This is a genomic window from Dysgonomonas mossii DSM 22836 (assembly GCF_000213575.1).
Classification (GTDB): Bacteria; Bacteroidota; Bacteroidia; order Bacteroidales; family Dysgonomonadaceae; genus Dysgonomonas; species Dysgonomonas mossii.
Map to the genome: position 1 here is coordinate 1 of NZ_GL892010.1, position 17453 is coordinate 17453.

A 17453-nucleotide genomic window follows, 5' to 3' on the forward strand; every position below is an offset into this window, starting at 1 on the left:
CGTCAGAAGTTCCTGATGAAATGCCTTGTTTACAGTAAAATTCGTTCGTGTATGACGACGCAAGAGTGTCCCATGTTGATAGAAATCACATAACATCTTGATAGAACGGTAAAGCCATGTGTTACCTGAAGTGAGTTCGTTAGCCTTTTCCTTAGCAAAAAAATCGCATGTGTCATCAAGATACTTCATCGCTGTTTTCATCGAAAAATATTCTTCCTGTATCTCTTCAAAAAACACAACTAATTTCGCCCAATTCCTTCGGTGTTGAATCAATGATGAGTTTTTGTACTGCATTCTAGTAAGCTCTTTATTCAAAAGGCTTACTAATTCTTTTGGTTTGATTTTTTCCATTTTAATTGAATTTTAAATACAATTCATTATACGGAAAATATAGCTAAATCAAAATGTTATGTTTAGTGTTTTATCGCTATCTGATTAGGAAACAGTATTTTTTTCCAAACACTACACATAACTGTATACTGAGCATAATGATGCTTATGTAAAGTGATGCATAAGCATCATTGTGTGGCTGGCTACCACACAAAAGCCGATTCGCTAATACTATCGGCTTGTATTGATGGCAAACGCATTGAAACAATTGAGGTATCAATTTCGCAATTAAAGGTTATTCAAAGCCGTGGGGTGTGTAATAAGAATACCAAGCACCACGATAGAATCATTCAACTTGTAGAGCAAAATATATCACTGATAGAAAATAGATTAGCAGCATGATAAAAGAAAATATTTATACCTTATTTGTTGGCTTCCGAAAGTTGGGAGAGTTCAATTCTATTTTGGAAGCCAAGAAATTTGCTCAAAGTAGCAATTTGGCAGGAGCTTTCAATCTCATTGGTGAGCATTATAGAGATAGTTGGTATGTATTTAAATCAGAAATTAAAGGCAATGAAAATTAAAGATATAACAGGTCAATTGATCGAAATAACCCACCTAAACAAAGCTATCAAACAATGCAAATTGTGTAGAAATAGTCCCTTTCTAATGGATTCGGGGCATACCGTTGGGGAAAATCATACGTTTATGCTTTCACAACTCGATGAACTAAAACGAAAATCTAAAACTTGACGGCGGAAATTTCTCTCCGCCGCTTCTTTTTCCATGAACTGTTAGCAAAACTTTATGCGGAGAAAAAGAAGCAAAAAAGCCGAATCTAATGTCCCTGTCTTCATATTGAAATAGAACATCTTCTTTCGGATAGTTTACAATTCGTAGATATTATGAGATCTGCAAATTATTCAAATATATCTATCCAAATAATTTACAGATCATTTTAGATTACATTTCCTATCTCACAGTTTAATGATAATACCTGCATTCAGGACAAAGCCGTCCAATGGTGCATAAATATCCCGAAACTCGGGTTTAGTCATCGACCCCGTATAAATAGTATCGAACCTTGTTTGCCGTCTGTCGGTAAAGTTCTCAAAATTAGCATATACAGAAAACTTTTCCCAAATACGTTGCATCATTAATCCGCAAATAAGGTAATCCTGCCCTGTTTTTCCGTCATTCAGTTTTTGCTTTCCTGTATAATAGGCTTCCAGACCGATTTTCCATTTGTCCTCTACTTCATACATTAAAACAGAATTAATTTTATGTTTTGGTGTAAGAGTTTTCCGATAGCTTCTGCCATCTTCCTTAACATTCGCATCGGTATAGGTATATCCAAGGAATAGACCGAAATCCTTGTACGTTATTTTCATATTGGTTTCAGCACCTTTACTATCCATATGACCGTCTATGTTATTAAACTGCCATCGGCTGTTTTCCGCAGCTTGCAGTTCAAGCGGATTTTTAAGGTAGGTATAAAAGAATAGCTGATTTATACTTAAAAATACTTGATCGTCAAATAAGCCTGTTTTATAAGTAAAATCCACATTTGCCCCGTAGCTTTTTTCCAACTTGTTCTTATCATCATCTATCGGTAAGACATTTTGGAACTGTATACGTTCGCTATCTTCTGAAAAGATGTTAGGTGCTTTATATCCAAATCCACCACCCACACGGGATGAGAACTTTTCATTGATCTTGAAAAGAGACGAGATACGGGGTAATACAGCAAATCCATAATCTGTAACGTAATCTGTTCGCAATCCGGTTTCTAGGTTCATCCAGTCCGTTATCTTCGTATTATTTTGTACAAATAAACCTACAGTAGTCATGTTGTAATCCCGCAAAGGAAAATCTGTCAGTTTCTTTTCAGTAAACTTATCAGTCCAAATATTTGCACCTGCTACCCATTCCGTTTTTTCTTTGGTATGTATATAAGAAACTTCCGAAAAAGAAGACAATTGCTCACCATCAAATTTAAAATCAGGAATCTCTAGCTTGCGGCTAAAATAAGTGACACTGTTTTTTATATTCAATCGGTTTTGTTTGTCAAAACGGTGTTCAAATGTAAGTTGGCTTGAGTGTCTTTGTGTTTTATTCCTTTCAAAATAAGAATGTTCTTCATCTCCTTTCCCATCTACATATTTCATATCGCCACCCAGACGGTTTTCTATCGTAGAGTTTATACCGAAATTAAAATCTGTATTTTCAGACAGGTATAAGAATAATCTTGGATTCAGTACAAACCTGTCAAACTTGGGTATTGCAGTAAAACCTACATCTGACGGATTATAAGCCCGGTTACGGTTATACGATGCAAATACGGTAGTACCTACCTTATTGAATTTTTGCCCGAAAAAGCTATTTACATCAAGCCCTTTGCCTGTTGTTCCATTCAGGTGGATTGAAAAATCTTTTTTCTCTTCAGGAGTCTTTGATATGAGATTTACTAATCCCGCAATTGCACCACCACCGTATAAAGTAGAAGAAGAACCTTTGATTATTTCAACCTGCTTTAAATCGAGAGGTGGTGTCTGTAACAAGCCTAAACCGCTTGCTGCACCCGAAAATACAGGAAAACCATCTTTCAGTATCTGGGTATATCTACCATCCAATCCTTGAATACGAATGGATGAATTCCCCGATATGGCTGATGTTTGCTGTGTCATAATACCCGTACTTTCATTCAGTAGCATACGGATATCTCCGGGCTTCATGACTCCTTTTTCTCCTAACTCTTCTCCATTTATAAACTCAATACGAGTAGGAATATCTTTAAAAGTACGTGTTCCTCTTGTGGAAGAAACAACTACTTCCTGTAATGTTTCTTCATCAGGTTCAATTTTGATAATAATAAGTTCGTCCGAAGTAAGCGGAAAGATAAATTCTTGTATGGTCTTTTCATATCCCATATAAGTGATTTCGAATTTCTGTTTACCGTCCGGTATATTTGAGAGTACTGCTAATCCTTCAGTGTCGGAAGATGTGCCGTTCGTTGTGTTCTGAAGAACGATACTTGCACCGATCAGAGGTTCTTTCGTTTCGCAATCAATCAACTTGACTTTAAGCGTATTTTGTGCGAAAATATTGGGAAAACTGAAGGCTAAGAATAGCATCAGCATAAATTTCATTTTCATTATGATAAATGTTTTAAATCTTCAATTAGAAATAGCATGAAAGCTACGATATTACAAAAATTGCATTACCGTAAAAATTGCAGGTCATATTTAGTATGGCCTGTAAAAAATAAGTTCGTTTATGCTTGTGGCGGTTGCCAGATTGAAGATATAAAACCGGGGACGTCTCCTTTAAATACATAATCAGAGTTACAATTAGATACTAACCCTAATGCGATTGTTATGGGATGATAGAAACGGGCTTCAGGAAAGCCGGTACAGGTATTACAGTGGAGAAATGGAGAGCAACAACTGTAGTTGTTATCAGAGCAGTCATCACAAGCGTTGCTTGTATCATCTCCTGTATTCTGCGTCTCAGTATGTATGGAAAAACATTTATCCTCAAAACAGCAAGGTATTACCGATAATAGTAATACACTTATTGCTAATATAAAAGATAAATATTTCATATTACAAATATAAAGAAATTCATACTAAAAAAGAGTCAGGAGTTTATGAATTATTTCTATAGCCTGTCACAGTAATAGAATAGATTCCTACATTTCCCACTTTGTATTTGGCTATCGTTGATTCATCCAAATGCTCTTGTAAAACATCATCAGGAATGACAACTGTTTTTGTTCGTTCAATCTTTATATCAGTAAAATTAGCCTTTTTGATCTCTCCTAAATAATCGTCCTTTTGTATCGCACTGGCAATACAACCGGCATACAAGGAAGCATTATCTGTAAACTCTTTAGGGAATACGCCATTCAGCACAACATCAGAGATACAAAAATGACCTTCTTTTTTCAATACCCGATATATCTCTTTAAAGATTTTATCTTTTTCGGGTAACAGATTTAAAACACAATTACTGACTACCACATCTATGGAACTATCGGGTAAAGGCATATTTTCAATATCTCCTTCGATAAATTCGACATTGGTATAACCTCGCTTTGTTGCGTTCTTTCGTGCTTTTTCTATCATCTGCGGAGAAAAGTCAATGCCGATTACTTTTCCTGTTTCTCCGACTTCCGATCTGGCTATAAAACAGTCGTTACCCGCACCTGAGCCTAAGTCTAAGACTGTATTACCTTCTCTAATACCTGCATACTCAGTAGGCAATCCGCAGCCTACACCTAAATCGGCATCGGCTTCGTACCCTTTAAGCCCGCTGTAATCTTCGCTCATGATCGTAAAGACCTTTTTTGAAGGTGTCGCAGGATTCGTTCCACAACAGCAATCGGACTTTAACGCATCACTATTCAGAGCCAATTCACTATATCTTTGCTTTACCAAAGCTTTCTTTTCTTCGTTTGTGTTCATAATTAAAAGTATTGTAATTATTTTATTTATAATATTTCTTTCTTAGCCAAAAGGCTATGTTCACCAAAAGTATAAGTACAGGCACTTCAACCAATGGGCCTACTACCCCTGCAAAGGCCTGTCCACTATGCAATCCGAAGACACCTATTGCTACTGCAATAGCCAGCTCAAAGTTATTGCCTGTGGCTGTAAAAGCTATCGAAGCATTTTTATCGTAAGATGCACCCATTAATTTTCCTGCAAAGAAGCTGAGGAAGAACATCACTACAAAATAGATTAATAATGGTATTGCTATACGCACTACATCCAATGGTATTTGTACGATCAGTTCACCTTTGAGACTAAACATTAATACAATGGTAAATAGTAAGGCGATTAAAGTAATTGGTGAAATTGCAGGAATAAACTTATCTTTATACCATTGTTCACCTTTGATTTTAACCAATATCAAACGGCTAAGAATACCTATCAGGAAAGGTATTCCCAGATAAATAGCGACTGTTTCGGCTATTGTACCGATGGATATATCCACGATTGCCCCTTCAAAGCCGAACAGGGGTGGAAGTTTTGTTACAAATATCCACGCATAGAAACTGTAAAAAAATACCTGAAAAATACTATTCAGGGCTACTAATCCCGCACCGTATTCGGTATTGCCTTCTGCCAAATCGTTCCAAACAAGCACCATTGCAAGACACCGTGCAAGACCTATCAGGATAACCCCTACCATGTATTCGGGATAGTTATGCAAAAAGGTAATTGCAAGCAGAAACATTAATATCGGCCCGATAATCCAATTCAGGATTAGAGAAATAGATAATATTTTTACGTTTGAAAATACTTTAGGCAGTTGTTTGTAATCCACTTTTGCCAATGGCGGATACATCATCAGGATAAGACCGATTGCCAGAGGAATATTTGTGGTCCCGCTCGACATGGAATCAATGTAACTGCTGAAAGATGGAATGAAGTAGCCTAAACCTACTCCTATAGCCATTGCAAGGAATATCCAAAGTGTTAAGTTCTTATCCAAAAAACTCATCTTCTTTTTACTCATCACCTTTTATCTTATCGGTATATAATTCGTAAAATGTTTTTTTGATTTCATCCCTTACCCTGATATACTCGGATTGAATAAATTCGGGTGTTCCCGTAGCTTCGGATGGATCATCAAAACCAATATGCAGACGGTTCTTTACTTTTCCTGAGAATGCAGGACAGCTTTCATTTGCACCCCCGCAAACAGTAATCACATAGTCCAACTCATCATTCATATATTGCTCTACACTATCGGATGTATGGTGCGAAATATCTACACCTGCATCCTGCATGACTTCTATTGTCTTTGAGTTTACTTTTCCGCTTGCTTTTGTCCCTGCGGAATAAACAGACAATGAAGGATCGAAGGATTGTAAAAATCCGTGTGCCATCTGGCTACGGCAACTATTTCCTGTACACAGAATTAAAATTCTCATATTGTTTATAATTTCGTGTTTATACTAACAGTTCCTATTTCGTCGAATAACGAATACTTATCTTAAAAAAATATCAGGATAAAACTTTTGACATTTTATAGTTTGTCATGGAAATACCAATGCAAACGGTCTGTTGTTCCAAAATAACATAGCCTTTTTTTGAGAAGAAAGGTTGGGCTGTAATACTGACATCAGCAGTTATTTCTGAAATATCCTTCATTCGTGCATATTCTTCAATCTTTTTAAGTAAGAGTGATGCAACACCCTTTCCCTGATAAACTCTATGAACAAACATAGAGTTTAAATACCCTGATAATTTTAAGGCTGCAAACCCTAATATTGTATTGTTTTCCTCAGCAAGTATAAAGTATTGCTCATTTATCCGTTCCTCCCATACACTCACGTCTTCTCCCCTTGCAGCCCAGCATCCGACCTGTTCGGGCGTATAGTCTTTCAGATTGACTGAAAGAATAGTTGAACGGAACAACTCTTTAATAGCAGGGATATCTTTTGGGGTTGTAAACCTGATGTTCATCATATCAGCAAATCTCGTCTGTATTCTGTAATTGGGTAAAAAAGCCACCAAAGAGTTCTTTGGCTTTATTCCAGTTCTCGCTGTTGATACAATATTTCACGGTGGGTAATGTTATTGTTCCCTGAATCAATCCTGCATCTTTCAGTTCGTTCAAATGCTGAGACAGCGTACTTTTAGCGATAGGTAACACTTCTGACATATCGCCATGATAGCAGCATGATTGATTGGCAAGCATTTCAAGTATGGCGATACGGATAGGATGTCCTAATGCTTTAGCAAAGCGTGCTAATTGCTCCTGATCGGCTGTTAATTCTTTCTTCGACATAAACTATATATTTATTGTTCGCAAATATACGAATAGAATTTTAATTCGCAAGATTGCGAACTAACTTTTAGCCTAAGTATTGATTCATATACTTTAAAGAGTATATGAAACAGCCCTTTCGGGTGAAGGGAAAAGAAATTGATTTAATCTATTCGAGTTGGAGTTATCACATAAGAGCGATCATCCTCTTTTAGTTCCATTTTATATTGACGTAAACCTTTGCTTTTGGCCAATTCGCAGATAGTCGATCTGACATCTTCAGGTTGTTCCGCAAACCGTAATCCATAATAAATTGCCGTAGGCTTTAGTGGTAGAAAGAATCTTTCCTCAGTTGTATTTTCTATGTCTTGAGGAATAATAATTACCCTCCATTCTTTTTCATACCCCCAATTTATAGCTTTGTTTGTATATGCCTTGAACCAGAAAAGAACATCAGACAATGGCAGATTTCCTCCCATAATTCTATTTACATGTTGCAGTGCAAACTCTTCTGCACAATATCTCTCCTTTGAATATAAAACGGGATATAATTGTTTATGACAATCGGCATTAGAGTTAAAATTTTCATGATAGAAAGGATTGCTTGATAAGTCATATTCCAAACAGAATCCCTTATGAGAATCTGCATAATGTCCCCACATCAACGGACAATCATTAATTTCGGTAAAACATCCAATATAAGAGTGCTGCTGAAGTGATGTAACCATTGAAGAAAGTGCACCTCGACAATCTTTTTTCAAGTCTTGTAAATTTTGCTCAAATTCCGCAGAATAGAAATATTTTTTTATTTCATCTTCTGATGACAAAACTATTTTACGGGTTTGAGAGTCTAAACTTTCAAGAGGGATGTTTGCCTCTAAAACTCTCGTCTTTAACAATTTCCATTGATTCAAAATGCCGTTATGATCTCGGCTTCCATCTTCGATATATTGTTCAATCCTTTCTATGTCGAAGTATAGTAATGAATCGAAAGGGTCATTAAAATCAATAGGTTTACTGCAGACAATTTTATTGTTTTTCAGGTCATTAACTGTATACTCATTAACCCCTCTGTATTTATATAGTTTAGAGGGAATATTTAAGCTGACCAGTTTTTCGATCTGAGCAAATAACGGTTTAAAAAGAGGATTGTTTTGTTGGATACAAATTGAATTAAAAAATTTCTGAAAGACCTTTTTAAATTCATCTACTGTACCATATCTTTTTATTTCGGGAGGATAAATACGATCCATTGTATTGTAGTATAAAAAAACTTTAATTAAAACACCTGATTATGTGCTACTTCATTTTCATGAGCTATAAGCAGGGCTTCATGCGAAAAAAGAAATGACAAGCTGATATGAAATCATTTAAAAGGAATTTTTTCCCCTGTTATACATTCAGCGATGGAGAATGATATTTGCTTATTAATCTCTTGATCTATCTTAAATGCTTCTGTAAAGTCATTTAAGTCTGCAAATAAGATATTGAAAACTTTTTCTAACTCTTTCGATTCATACTCAAGGTAAAATCTCCTATTTTCCGGCTGACTATTTGATTTGACTATTGTAATCATCGAAAATACAAATAATTTTAGAAATTGGGCGTTCGAATCATTGACTAAGAAGTAAGATAAACCGGGAACATTTTTAAATATATTTATTGCCCATTTTTTTACTTCATCTATCTTATATAACTCTCTTTCATCGTAATCATAGCCATGTATTCCTATTTCAAGATTCATTTTATAACGAGAAAGATGAAGTTTGTTCGCACAAACTCGTGTTATGAGATCAATTAGTGGTTGATAGTTCATTTGTTCAATATCCTCTTTCCCTGCAAAAATGCAAATCCGAGCATATTCTGATAATGATTTATTATCATTCCAATATTGCCCTAATTGAGATACATAGTCAACATTTTTAGATATATATTTTAGAAGCTCGGTCTTTTGATGAATATTTATTTGTTGATTCTTAGGTACTGGCATTGACCAACTTGTTTCATTTAGACTTATATATTCAATTTTACAAACTTCCCAATATGCGATCTCTTTATCTAAATCTACTAACACGATTAATACAGGGATATCATGATTTAGATAATAGTTTAAATGTTTCTTTTCTCCTATGAAATTCCAAAAATCATTATTTAGCTCCTTCAAATAACTTTCTCCCGATTTTATTTGGATAGCAATAGATTTACCAGTAACATATCCATCAATAGTAATATCAATATAAGCATCTATGCCATAATCATCTTCTTGATGATTTGGGCGGACAATCCAATCAAACTCTTTTTCTACGATTTTTGTAACAATGTTTAATCCATCCCTACCTTTTTTCTTGGATTGAGTGTACCTGGGGAGATTCATATTTTATAATTTTATTTGATTTATATAATAAAAATGTCAAATAGTCTATTATAGAAACAATGTTTTGCCTTCTTTCTTCTCATTCCAATGTTTTTCGTTTTTAAATCCAAGTCCTTTTTTGTATTGTTCATCAAAAATGTTAGCTAAATCAGGCATTGTTACTATTTTGTCATTTTTCTCGACAACCTTATCATTGATTTTGCCTGAAATAAACCCACCACAAATCTCTAATTCATCGGAGCAAATCAATTTGCCATGAATTTCTTCTCTCATTATGAGATAATTAATAAAAGACATTGGATCTTTTTTCTTTGCAATTAGCATTAAAAGAAATGTTTCAAGGTCATCTAATTTTACAGCCCATGGATAAGCACTACATTCCTTGTCAACCGGTAATAGAGTGGATAAATCATTTTGAATCTGACCGAATGATTTAAGATTTACAATAATTGAAAAATCGTTATTTTCATATTTTTGAGTATCAATTTCCTTTATTAAATTACCGTCTTTATCACATATTTTTAAGGGTTCTTGATTTACAAATTTTTCTTCAACTCTTTTTGTTTGTGTATAGGCATATTCGATACAACCCTTAAAATCATCTTTGATTCTAACAAAGGCTTTGTCAGGATCACGAAGTGGCTCTCTCAATTTGTATCCTTTTGCTTCAATTATAAATGCATATTCTTTCCATAGAATAAGAATATCTTGTTCACATCCATCTACATAATAACCCGTATAAACTTCACAATCTTTAAAGAAAAGTTTAAATAAATCAACAATTTTCGTTTCCAACAGTTTCCCTTTTCTCTCAATATATGCTGTTTTAGACTTTTCTTCTTTACTACATATTGATTCTAATAAGTATTCAATAGAATGTATTACTTGTTTTATTTCAAAGACTTGAAACATATTCTCATCTAAAGAAATAATAGGTCTTTCGTACAAAGGATTTCCTGGCTTAGTGGAAGTATAATATAAATAATCCGTTTCGTCTCTTTTACATGACAACAAAGACAATACTTTATTCACTTGGTCTATCGTTAAATTATCAGAAACCAGTTCCTCTGCATAAAATCTATTCATAATTCCATGATCCGCAACAGAGATATATAAAGCTTCTTTTTCTTTACCGATATTTCTGATTTCTTCGGGAACTTCTTCTGGAATAGCCATCTTCAATTTTGTATATTTATCCCAATCTTTTCTTAAAGGGGCAGAACCTAAAGAATGGCTTTCGAAATTTTTTTGAACTAATTTGTCTAAATTATCATAGAAAGTAAGGAAGTCATCTGTTGTTAAGCCAGTTTCTTTTTGTATTGTAGCATCTAAATGGGAAAATAAATCTTTTATCCAATTTATAGTTTGTTCTTCATAATTCAGAGGCCCCTGATTAAAATAAGAAAGGAAAGAAGGCATTGCAACACTTCTAACTTTCTTCCATTCCTCATCAATTACTTCGTCTGGCTCAGTAAAAAACAATTTACTATACTCATTTTCAATATCATTGAGCAGATTGACAAACTTTTCCCATTCTTCTTCTGTATATTGAGTTTTAACTTCTTGCGGCGAAGACGTAATATGGAGTCCAGCCAAAAAATATAATTGCCGTAAGGGGGAAGATAAGTTTCCTAATTGATCTTGTGCCATACCATTTGCTATAAGATTCATTAATTGGCACAGATTTCCTAAGAACCAGTCTGTCGGATAGGCTGACACAAGATTCTTTAATTCCTTTGATTTTTTTTCTAAACTCATAATTATATTTTTTACAAAAACACCTATAAAAATACTATAGGAAATTGTTTATCGTATGTTTTTCGAAGAGTAACCCAAAGTCGGTTTATTCATTTGTGTAATACCTCATAGCAGAGTATTCGACCTCTTTAAAACCAAGTTTTTCATAAAGTCGTTTTCCAGCTTTAGTAGAATAAAGGTCAAGAACAGAAACAAAGATATTATCGGCATCGATAATCAGAGAGTTCATCAGAGAGGTTGCATAACCCTTTCCCCTATGTTCGGGATAGGTAAAAACATTCATTATCGTTCCATATCTTCCATTCTGGTTATTAGGCCCCGGAGGTCTTTCATTGATGATTAAGAAAGCAGCAGAAACAATCTCTCCATCAATCTCCATGACATAAGCCGTGAAATTCTCTTGTGTTACATATTCTTTGAAATATTCTCGTAGCTTAGGTATCAATTTAGATTTGTCTTCGGTGCTCAATTCTCTCTCCGTTGAAATATAATCGAATCGGAGCTTTACGAGTGTATCAATATCGACGATGATTTTTACCCTATCATCCATTTGTTATCCTATCTGCGTATTTATCTCTTTCCTAAAAACCAACGGATCGGCGATATACGGATAGGAACTTGAAACACCTCCTGTAGTAACAGTAATTGTTCCGAAATTAAATATCCGACCTAAGATACTTTGTTTTATATGAAGACCTTCACATTTCGCCAATACCAAATCTACTGCTTTGCGACTGATAACACCTGTTTTCAGTATCACCCGTTTGTTAGTTACGGCATAAGACGAACCTACTTTTATTAGTATTCTTGACAGCAGTGATACAATCCCGAAGAACAAAATTAATAAGCCCGCATAGTGAGTCATGGCTGATATTTCTTTAGGACTTGATGCTAAAAAAGCACCGATAAGCAGTAATATAATCGGTTGAACGAAAAGGAAAAAATGTAGTCTTGTAACATATTTTATTTCTTCCCCGGATAGTAGATTTTTCTGTATGTAATTCATAGACTAATGATTTATTTCAAAGTTAGTTGTTTTTGTTAATTTTTGATATTCGGCAAGTAATATTTCATCTGTAATTTTAGTTTTTTCTATAAGAAATCATCATTGAAGTATTTAAACAGCAGGTAACACCAACCTATCGGGTTTAAATAACGTCTTCCTTTCCTTATTTCATAATGCAAGTGACTCCCTGTTGTGACTCCCGTACTACCCACACAAGCGATTTGTTGAGTAATACTTACCCTTTCCCCCACATTTACCAATATCCAGCTTAAATGTGCATAGAATGAGCGGAAACCACCAGTGTGTTGAATTTCCACATAATTTCCATACCCCGAATCGTAACCTATGGCTGTCACTGTTCCATTACCTGCCGCATACACTGGAGTGCCTTTCGCTTGTGAAATATCAATTCCCGTATGAAATTTTTGTCTTTTGTAACATGGGTGCTTTCGCATCCCGAAACCTGATGAGATACGTTGTGGATTCTTTATCGGAAATATTACAGGATAGTCCGATAATTCATCAATAGTCATTTGTAAAGAATCAGCTAGCAGATGAAACTCTAGGATTGTATAAATTGGCTTCGTATATTTTTCAATTTGTAATTTCCTATTCAAAGAATTGCTCTGCTGTCCCGACACTGGTAAATGAAGTAAACCTATCAATAGGATTGTTATATATTTCATAGTCAAGTCTTATATAGGACAAACGCTCAAAGAATCTTCGAGCGTTTGTCTGATTGTTCACTATTCAATTTCTTCACCCCATAGCTCAATGTCTGTTGGAGCAGTTACATAAGCATAGATCATATTTACCCAAGTAACTATGTATGAGATTACCATCATCGTCATCATGGCTATTCCGCTTCTATTGGTAAATCTTCCTCCCCTCGGTCATTTTGGAAAGAAAATGTCTTTTGCACTACCTGTCCGTGACTATCTTCGATATACACGTCTACCACTTGTTGGTCTGTGCTATGAGATGTGTAATACATCCGAAACGTTTCCTTTTCCAAAAGATATAAATCGTTTGGTAGAAGTATAGTTCCGTTATCGAGTTTTAATTGCCCTTTACCATCTACTTGAAAATACCGAATGTAGAACTTGGTATCTTCATAGCTTCCTTCCTTTACAATCTGTGCACGGATTTCCGCCACCTCTCCCTGAACGATTTTTTTCTGAACTGGCATACAAACCAGATCAAATGCGTAAACCTTATTAATATCCATATCGTTACTACAGGCTAAGGCCAGCAGCATTATCGCTGCCAGCCATGCTGTTATCCCGAAAAAAGTCTTTATTCTTTTCATCATTGTATTTTGTTTCCTAATTGATTATAAATTTGAGTCCTACACCGAACTGCCCGTGAAAATGCCCCGTAGAGTTGCCCCAGAGGATGCGTTCTCTCCCTGTAACAAGTAATACAACACGATCTGTCAGGTACGTTTCAATCTCCAGTGTGATAGCCCCGCCATAGATAAAAGCATCTTTATGTTGAAGTGTAGAGCCATCGTATAAAGTCTTTTCGCCCCAATTCGATGTTTCATAGCCTGCAAGGGCAGAACCACCCAACGAGAGGAAAACTGTTTTAGACGGATCAGTCAGAAAATTGTAGTAATAACCTCCCTCAGCCGTGAATTGAGCTATCGGTAATCGTTTTTCCCGATACGGGTAATAGCGTTCCAAATATTCTGCACCAAATACCCATTTATTTCCGTTCTTGGCATAGGTCGCCATTGCCACACCAAAATAACATCCAGCTTCATTATCGCTCTTAGACGAATAAATTCCATCCACCATCCCACCCGTGAATTGTATGCCTCGCATACCCGGCAGTGAACGTTGTGCATGTGCTTGGTCTGTAAAGACCAGGCACAGCACAATCGTTAATATAAGATATAACTGTTTCATATTATTTCACTTTTAGTTCGTTGATAACCTTTGCCCGAACCAAATCCGCATTATCTAGTGTAAACCGCTGATGGCGTCCACCTTCCTGTTCATTGAGCTCTACCACCAACATTTTGTCATCGGGAATCGTAAATTTGGCCAAAGTGAAAATCATACGTTCTGTCTGCTGTCCGCCTATCAGCATCAAATTATTGTAGGCACGAAGCGGCCAAATCACTTGCTCTTGAATAGCGGTACGTTTGGCTACTTTTTTATCTACAATCTTAAAGGTGATAAAATCTACATTGAACGGCACGTTGGATGAGTTCTTTAGTTGGAGATGAAAATACAGTAGTCCGTTATGAGTATAAATACCTTTCAGCGTGTGTTGTATTCCAAAGCGTTTTGAGCCGATGTGCTTTATCTCCCGGTCATTGTTTTTGTGTATAGACTGCATAATCAGCTTGACAAGTAAGGGAGACTCCTGCCCCAACTCCTGCATATAGACTGCCAAAGCATTATTCGGACGGTTCACCGCTTCTCCATCGTGCAGGAAATCGGTCATTTCAACAGACAGTTTTATCGGTTCATCTGCATATTTTACGTTGAAACTATAATATGCTCCATCTTCAGTAATGACAGATAAATTGCTCTCCCGACTGAAATCCCGCAAAGCTGCTTTCACTCTCAATACATTGTCCGTGCCATCCGCTTTTGCAGCGAGAAGATCTGTCGAACCTAAATCGACATAACGTATAGGAGCAGGGAAAATAACATGTACAGTTTTGGAAAATGTAACCTCCAGCGCATAGGGTGGTATCATTCTATCGAAGGTCAGCGGACGGGTAAAACTCTCGTAGTAGTCTCCCGTGGTTGGTTTAGTCTGTACTACAATAGTATCTTGGGATACTTCTTGTGCATGGGCTGTAAATACACTTACAGCAAGTGTTAATATAAAAAAGAATCGTTTCATACTTTTGATTTTTTAATCGTTTATACTTGATTTTTTAGTGGTTCTATTAATTTTCTTTGGGTAGCAATAAGAGTTTGTAATTTGCTTTGATGATAACTTTCACCACACTCATCTTTTTGCTTATATATTGTGAAGCCCCTTGTATCAAACCCTTACCCATATCGGCTGCCAATTGTGAGCCTGCATTATCGGAAATCATAATGCCTGTTCCTGCTGATGATGCCAATGTAGAAGCTACTTCTTTGGCTGCTTTTACCTCGTCATTGTTGGGAACAGAAATCCCTGATTGACCATCCATATCGTAGACTTGCAGTTCAACCGGAATAATGTTTCCTGCATACTGAATGGAATTGATCATTACCTCCAGACGTTCCCCACCGATACGGCAAGCTCCTGTTACTAATGTATTGGCAGGAATCAAGATATTGCCAGCTCTCATTGGTTCTAAAAGACGAAGTTGTACCTCTTTACCATTGGTCAGGGTTACAGTTTGGTTTACACAAGCACGGATACTGTTTTTATCCTTTATTTCTTCATTACCTGCGGCAGTTAAAAATCCCCTATTTCGTGGCTTACTGTACGAGGTGATAAATTTATCATTGGACATCGGAGCAGATAGTAGAGATACAACATTCTGATGTACTTGTTTAATGGGTTGTACTTTGATCTTATCTCCTGTAGGTGTCACACTCGTTTCTACTGCAGGTTTTTCTCCCTGCTGAGCAGGCATATAGCGTGCTGCCATCTGGTAAGACTTTTCAAGCAAGGCTGTCTGTTCGTCCTCTTCAGCACTTTTAGCTTGGGCTTCTTCCTGTTTTCGTTCCAATTCCAGTATCCGCTGTTCCATCTCAGACTGTGATTGTCTGTCCGTTTCAGCGGGCTTTTCGTACCAGTCACCCAATTGTTTGTTGATGTCCTGATAGGCAGTTGCCGAGGATTGTACAGCATGGGGAGTAGAACTTCGGGGCTGTTCTGCTTGCAACGAAGTATTGTAGGCATTGTCCTTTTGTTCATACTCGTTCTGCTCGGTATCGTTGAACATGGAGGAAAAATCCTGCAAAGATTTCATTTTCTCCTGCTCCTTTTGTCGCATGGCTTCCCGCTCATAGGCATCCCGTTTGTCTCCCACAATGCCCTCGTCTTTTGGCACGGGCAGTTCGGCATTGAAGCCTGTCAGTCCTACCGCCTGTTCTTTCCCATCATCCGACGGACCAAAGATCAGCCACATCGCACCACCGAAGAGTAAGAAGAATAGCGGCATAATCAACATTTTTTTTCGTTTTTGTCTCTCCGCCATTGAGAGTTCTTGCTTTGGTGGTTTCGGAGGTTCTTTTTTAACCTCATTCTTGATTTCGAGAACAGGTTCTTCCTCCTGATTCGCTTTGTTATTGATTTGTTCGTCCATATTCGTAATTATTGTTTAGATTGTTAATACTGTCTCGCTGTTGCTTCAGTTGTAGTTTCAGCGATTCGATCTGCTCTATCTGCATCTTTTTCGCCTTGTCCTTACCGAAATTGTAAATAGAAGAAAAGGTCATGTAGATGGAAAGACCACCAAAAACGAAGAACATCGTTATCACAAGGATAATCCGTCTGTCGGGGGTAAGCCTGCCGAGTATTCCTCGCAGACCATCCTCCAACCATTCATTGATGCGATTCATTATTTTTTGTATCATAACTTTGCCTACCTTTCCGATATCCGAATATCCCGATTTTCCACAATCTCGAATTTCTCCATTGTGAAACCGTGAGGGTTATTGTCCGAGCGTACCGAGTTGATCAGATTGCAACGGGTAACCAGACTACGTTCTGTGACATTACTCTCCCGGATAATCATCTGTTTGGCATAGGTTACTGCTTTGTAGGGGTAGCTATCGAAATCACAGGCAATGCTATCGACCTGTACTATTTGATTGATATTCCCCGACACGATACGGTTGTAATACCCTTTTTCTGCCATATCCTGATAGTATTTGAAAGCCGATTTATCGACAAGGAACAATGCCCGGTTTACGTTGCTTTCGATGGCTTTTTTATCGGGTGAGAGAGTGAAAAACAGTTCGTGGAAACGCTTGACGTGTTCGCGTGCTTCCACTGGTCTGTTTTGTGTCATATCTTGGGACAAGGCAAGCATTAAGGACTTGCCACCGTCCAACACATAAATACGCTGGCGTTGTGCTTCGGCAAAGTTGTACGACGACCATACGGAGTAGCCCGTAATGGCGGCACACATACAGACAAAGACAATACCGAACAAGCGTATCTGTTTGAAGGATGTTTCTATATTTCTTAAACTTTTGAACTCCATTTGTTCGTTTTATTTTGAATTAATAAATCAATACA

Annotated in this window: 20 protein-coding genes and 2 pseudogenes; 2 read left to right on the forward strand and 20 right to left on the reverse strand. The window is 36.6% G+C overall.

Annotated features, from left to right (window positions below):
* Positions 1-294, reverse strand: a pseudogene (locus tag HMPREF9456_RS13825) (site-specific integrase); the annotation flags it as partial.
* 222 nt (positions 295-516) lie between these two features.
* Between HMPREF9456_RS13825 and HMPREF9456_RS17095 the strand changes: the two are divergent.
* Together HMPREF9456_RS17095 and HMPREF9456_RS13830 are read left to right on the forward strand one after the other, a co-directional pair.
* Positions 517-732: pseudogene (locus tag HMPREF9456_RS17095) on the forward strand (PcfJ domain-containing protein); the annotation flags it as partial.
* The gene (locus HMPREF9456_RS13830; RefSeq protein WP_006844168.1) at positions 729-914 is read left to right on the forward strand and encodes a hypothetical protein; all 186 of its coding nucleotides are present in this window, start codon (positions 729-731) and stop codon (positions 912-914) included. The pseudogene HMPREF9456_RS17095 and the gene HMPREF9456_RS13830, both read left to right, overlap by 4 nt.
* 393 nt (positions 915-1307) lie before the next feature.
* Here HMPREF9456_RS13830 and HMPREF9456_RS13840 read toward each other — a convergent pair whose 3' ends face one another.
* The 19 genes from HMPREF9456_RS13840 to traK all read right to left on the reverse strand — a co-directional run bounded on the left by HMPREF9456_RS13840 (position 1308) and on the right by traK (position 17418).
* Positions 1308-3485 carry a TonB-dependent receptor gene (locus tag HMPREF9456_RS13840; RefSeq protein WP_006844170.1) on the reverse strand — a complete coding sequence of 726 codons (2178 nt, stop codon included), beginning with the start codon at positions 3483-3485 and terminating at the stop codon, positions 1308-1310.
* A 119-nt stretch (positions 3486-3604) separates the two neighbouring features.
* On the reverse strand, positions 3605-3934 hold the full coding sequence (locus HMPREF9456_RS17170; protein WP_087880106.1) for a hypothetical protein: 330 nt from the start codon (positions 3932-3934) through the stop codon (positions 3605-3607).
* A gap of 43 nt (positions 3935-3977) precedes the next feature.
* Complete coding sequence (arsM, locus tag HMPREF9456_RS13845; RefSeq protein WP_006844171.1) at positions 3978-4796, reverse strand: arsenite methyltransferase; 819 nt, start codon at positions 4794-4796, stop codon at positions 3978-3980.
* 22 nt (positions 4797-4818) lie between these two features.
* Positions 4819-5853, reverse strand: a complete 1035-nt coding sequence (arsB, locus tag HMPREF9456_RS13850) for an ACR3 family arsenite efflux transporter (protein WP_006844172.1) — start codon at positions 5851-5853, stop codon at positions 4819-4821.
* On the reverse strand, positions 5846-6271 hold the full coding sequence (locus HMPREF9456_RS13855) for an arsenate reductase ArsC (protein ID WP_006844173.1): 426 nt from the start codon (positions 6269-6271) through the stop codon (positions 5846-5848). The genes arsB and HMPREF9456_RS13855 overlap by 8 nt, the downstream gene beginning before the upstream one ends.
* Before the next feature lie 73 nt (positions 6272-6344).
* Positions 6345-6809: a GNAT family N-acetyltransferase gene (locus HMPREF9456_RS13860; protein ID WP_006844174.1), complete on the reverse strand. Its 465-nt coding sequence runs from the start codon at positions 6807-6809 to the stop codon at positions 6345-6347.
* A 1-nt stretch (position 6810) separates the two neighbouring features.
* Positions 6811-7131 carry an ArsR/SmtB family transcription factor gene (locus HMPREF9456_RS13865; protein ID WP_006844175.1) on the reverse strand — a complete coding sequence of 107 codons (321 nt, stop codon included), beginning with the start codon at positions 7129-7131 and terminating at the stop codon, positions 6811-6813.
* A gap of 143 nt (positions 7132-7274) precedes the next feature.
* A complete protein-coding gene (locus HMPREF9456_RS13870; protein WP_006844176.1) occupies positions 7275-8363 on the reverse strand; it encodes a DUF2971 domain-containing protein in 1089 nt (362 codons plus the stop codon).
* Positions 8364-8476: 113 nt separating this feature from the next.
* Complete coding sequence (locus HMPREF9456_RS13875) at positions 8477-9484, reverse strand: DUF4365 domain-containing protein (RefSeq protein ID WP_006844177.1); 1008 nt, start codon at positions 9482-9484, stop codon at positions 8477-8479.
* Positions 9485-9532: 48 nt separating this feature from the next.
* Positions 9533-11242 (reverse strand): hypothetical protein, encoded by a 1710-nt coding sequence (locus HMPREF9456_RS13880; RefSeq protein ID WP_006844178.1) that lies wholly within the window; start codon positions 11240-11242, stop codon positions 9533-9535.
* An 85-nt stretch (positions 11243-11327) separates the two neighbouring features.
* Positions 11328-11792 (reverse strand): GNAT family N-acetyltransferase, encoded by a 465-nt coding sequence (locus HMPREF9456_RS13885; RefSeq protein ID WP_006844179.1) that lies wholly within the window; start codon positions 11790-11792, stop codon positions 11328-11330.
* A 3-nt stretch (positions 11793-11795) separates the two neighbouring features.
* Complete coding sequence (locus HMPREF9456_RS13890) at positions 11796-12248, reverse strand: PH domain-containing protein (RefSeq protein ID WP_006844180.1); 453 nt, start codon at positions 12246-12248, stop codon at positions 11796-11798.
* Between the two features lie 86 nt (positions 12249-12334).
* Entirely contained in the window at positions 12335-12934 is a 600-nt protein-coding gene (locus HMPREF9456_RS13895) for a M23 family metallopeptidase (protein WP_006844181.1), read from the reverse strand.
* 170 nt (positions 12935-13104) lie between these two features.
* A complete protein-coding gene (locus tag HMPREF9456_RS13900) occupies positions 13105-13557 on the reverse strand; it encodes a DUF3872 domain-containing protein (protein WP_006844182.1) in 453 nt (150 codons plus the stop codon).
* 16 nt (positions 13558-13573) lie between these two features.
* The gene (locus tag HMPREF9456_RS13905; RefSeq protein WP_006844183.1) at positions 13574-14158 is read right to left on the reverse strand and encodes a conjugal transfer protein TraO; all 585 of its coding nucleotides are present in this window, start codon (positions 14156-14158) and stop codon (positions 13574-13576) included.
* Position 14159: 1 nt separating this feature from the next.
* Positions 14160-15110: a conjugative transposon protein TraN gene (traN, locus tag HMPREF9456_RS13910; RefSeq protein WP_006844184.1), complete on the reverse strand. Its 951-nt coding sequence runs from the start codon at positions 15108-15110 to the stop codon at positions 14160-14162.
* A gap of 46 nt (positions 15111-15156) precedes the next feature.
* Positions 15157-16515, reverse strand: coding sequence for a conjugative transposon protein TraM (gene traM, locus HMPREF9456_RS13915; RefSeq protein ID WP_006844185.1), 1359 nt, complete (start codon positions 16513-16515; stop codon positions 15157-15159).
* Entirely contained in the window at positions 16496-16786 is a 291-nt protein-coding gene (locus tag HMPREF9456_RS13920; protein WP_006844186.1) for a TraL conjugative transposon family protein, read from the reverse strand. Before HMPREF9456_RS13920 ends, traM begins: the two co-directional genes overlap by 20 nt.
* Positions 16787-16794: 8 nt before the next feature.
* Positions 16795-17418, reverse strand: coding sequence for a conjugative transposon protein TraK (traK, locus tag HMPREF9456_RS13925; protein WP_006844187.1), 624 nt, complete (start codon positions 17416-17418; stop codon positions 16795-16797).
* Between the last annotated feature and the right edge of the window lie 35 nt (positions 17419-17453).